Raw genomic sequence first — 2111 nt, 5'->3', positions numbered from 1 at the left:
ACTGCGATCTTCATGGCGCCGCGCGGCGCTCAGTTGCTGATGATGAAGATGACCACCATCGCGGTGATGAAGGACAGGATCGCGCCCCATTTGAAGAGCCGGACAAACCCCGAATAATCGCGGGCATGGGCTTCGATCTGCTGGCTATGGTCGGTAGTGGCGGGCTCGGCTGCCATGGTGCTCCCCTTGAGTTCGCTGTCGCGTGGCCGCGGTGCATAACAAGGCGCGCGGCGCGGCCCAAGCGCAAAACAGCACGGCCAGCCCCGCGCTTTAAGGCTCAATTTACATCTCGCGGGATAGAGTGGCGCGCAGGAGTAGCGCATGCGCGAACAGATCACCCGGTCATTGCTGCTGGTGGACGCCGATCCGGCCGAGCGTCGGCTGGTGTCCGCGATCGCCAGCCGCGCCGGCTGGAGCGTACTCGGCGCGGCCTGCGCGGAGAGCGCGGTCGGGCTGCTGCAAGGCCCCCACGGCCGCGAAGTCCAAGCGGCGCTGCTTGGCAATTGGGACAAGGAGAGCGGTCCCGCCCTGATCGCCGCGATGCGCGGGTGCCGCGCCAAATTGCCGATCATCGTGCTGGCCGGCGGCCAATCGGTGGCCGACGCGGTCGACGCGATGCGCGCCGGCGCATCCGATTTCCTCGCCCGCCCGGTCGCCCCCGAACGGCTGCTCGAGGCGCTCGCCGCCAACGCCGACCGCCGCCGCGCCGCCGGCGAGCTGGCGCCGGTGTCCGAGAAACTCGCGCCCGCGCTGTCGCTCGAGCAGATGGTCGGTGCCGGGCCGGCGTTCCGCACCGCGCTGGCGGTCGCCGCCAAGGCCGCGCGCAACCGCCTGCCGATCCTGATCATCGGCGAGCCCGGCAGCGGCAAGGAAAGCTTTGCCCGCGCGATCCACGCGGCAAGCCTGCGCGCCCAGGGCCCGCTGGTCATCGTCGACTGCAAGTCGGTGCCGGCCAACATCATCGACAGCGAATTGTTCGGCCATGAGAAAGGCGCCTTCCCCGGCGCCTTCGCCGAAAAGATCGGGCGCATCGTCGAAGCCAATGGCGGGACTTTGGTGCTCGACGAGATCGGCGAGCTGCCGGCCGAAACCCAGGAAGTGCTCGACCGCGTGCTGGCCACCGGCGAAGTGCGCCCGGTCGGCTGCAACGGCAGCAATTCGGTCGACGTGCGGCTGGTCGCGACCTCGGCCCGCGCGCTCCCCGACAAATTCCACCCCATGCTGGCGGAGCGCGTCAGCGCCACCGTCGTCACCTTGCCGCCCCTGCGCGAGCGCAGCGACGACATTCCGGCGCTGACCCGCCATTTGCTCCAGCGCTTCACCGACCAGGGGCTGCTCAAGCCGCTGTCGATCGGCAATGACGCGCTTGCGATTTTGATGCGCTACGGGTGGCCGGGCAACGTCCGCCAGCTGGCCAGCGTGCTGCTGCGCGCCGGAGTCCAGTGCGACGGCGACGCGCTGACCGCCGAGCAATTGCCGCACATCGCGATCCAGTCGCGCTTCACGTCGCGGTCCAACGACTATGCGACGCAGGTCGGCGCGCGCAGCGAGGAGGCGATGACCGGCGGCCCGTCGGTCACGGTGTACAGCGAGGACGGCAATGTCCGCCCGCTGGAGGAGATCGAGGCCGACATCATCCGCCTCGCCATCGGCCATTACCGCGGGCGCATGACCGAGGTCGCTCGGCGGCTCGGGATCGGCCGCTCGACGCTGTACCGCAAGCTCGGCGACCTCGGCATCGACACCGCCGCCTGAGCCGCTAGTTTTGCCGCCCAATGCGCGGCGCCTTTTTCCTGTTCGTCCTGCTTGCCGGATGCGGCGCCGAAACCCCGGCCGCGCCGGAGCCGCCGCGCTCGGCGTGTGCGCGGCAAGTGTTCGAGGGCAGCCGGTTTACGGTGTGCTCGGCCCAAGGCGGCAGGATCGAGGTGCGGACCTCGGGCACGGACGGGCGGCCGTATCGCAGCTTTGCCGCGCTCGAGGCGGCGCTCGACAAGCGCGCGAAGCAGGTCGCGTTCGCGATGAATGGCGGGATGTTCGACGAGGACGGCGATGCGATCGGGCTGCTGGTCGAGGACGGCAAGCAATTGCACGCGATCAACCGGCGCGCGGGC

Annotated in this window: 2 protein-coding genes and 1 pseudogene; 2 read left to right on the top strand and 1 reads right to left on the bottom strand. The window is 69.6% G+C overall.

Features of this window, described 5'->3' with window-relative positions:
• Positions 1 to 29 precede the first annotated feature (29 nt).
• Positions 30 to 176, bottom strand: a complete 147-nt coding sequence (locus tag RMP08_RS04275; protein WP_310467750.1) for an aa3-type cytochrome c oxidase subunit IV — start codon at positions 174 to 176, stop codon at positions 30 to 32.
• A gap of 145 nt (positions 177 to 321) precedes the next feature.
• Between RMP08_RS04275 and RMP08_RS04270 the strand changes: the two genes are divergently transcribed.
• Together RMP08_RS04270 and RMP08_RS04265 are read left to right on the top strand one after the other, a co-directional pair.
• Positions 322 to 1755, top strand: a complete 1434-nt coding sequence (locus RMP08_RS04270; protein ID WP_310467749.1) for a sigma-54 dependent transcriptional regulator — start codon at positions 322 to 324, stop codon at positions 1753 to 1755.
• Between the two features lie 20 nt (positions 1756 to 1775).
• A pseudogene (locus tag RMP08_RS04265) lies at positions 1776 to 2111 on the top strand (hypothetical protein); the annotation flags it as partial.

Source organism: Sphingomonas sp., from assembly GCF_031426035.1.
Lineage (GTDB): Bacteria > Pseudomonadota > Alphaproteobacteria > Sphingomonadales > Sphingomonadaceae > Sphingomicrobium.
This window is presented reverse-complemented; position numbering and strand designations above follow the sequence as displayed.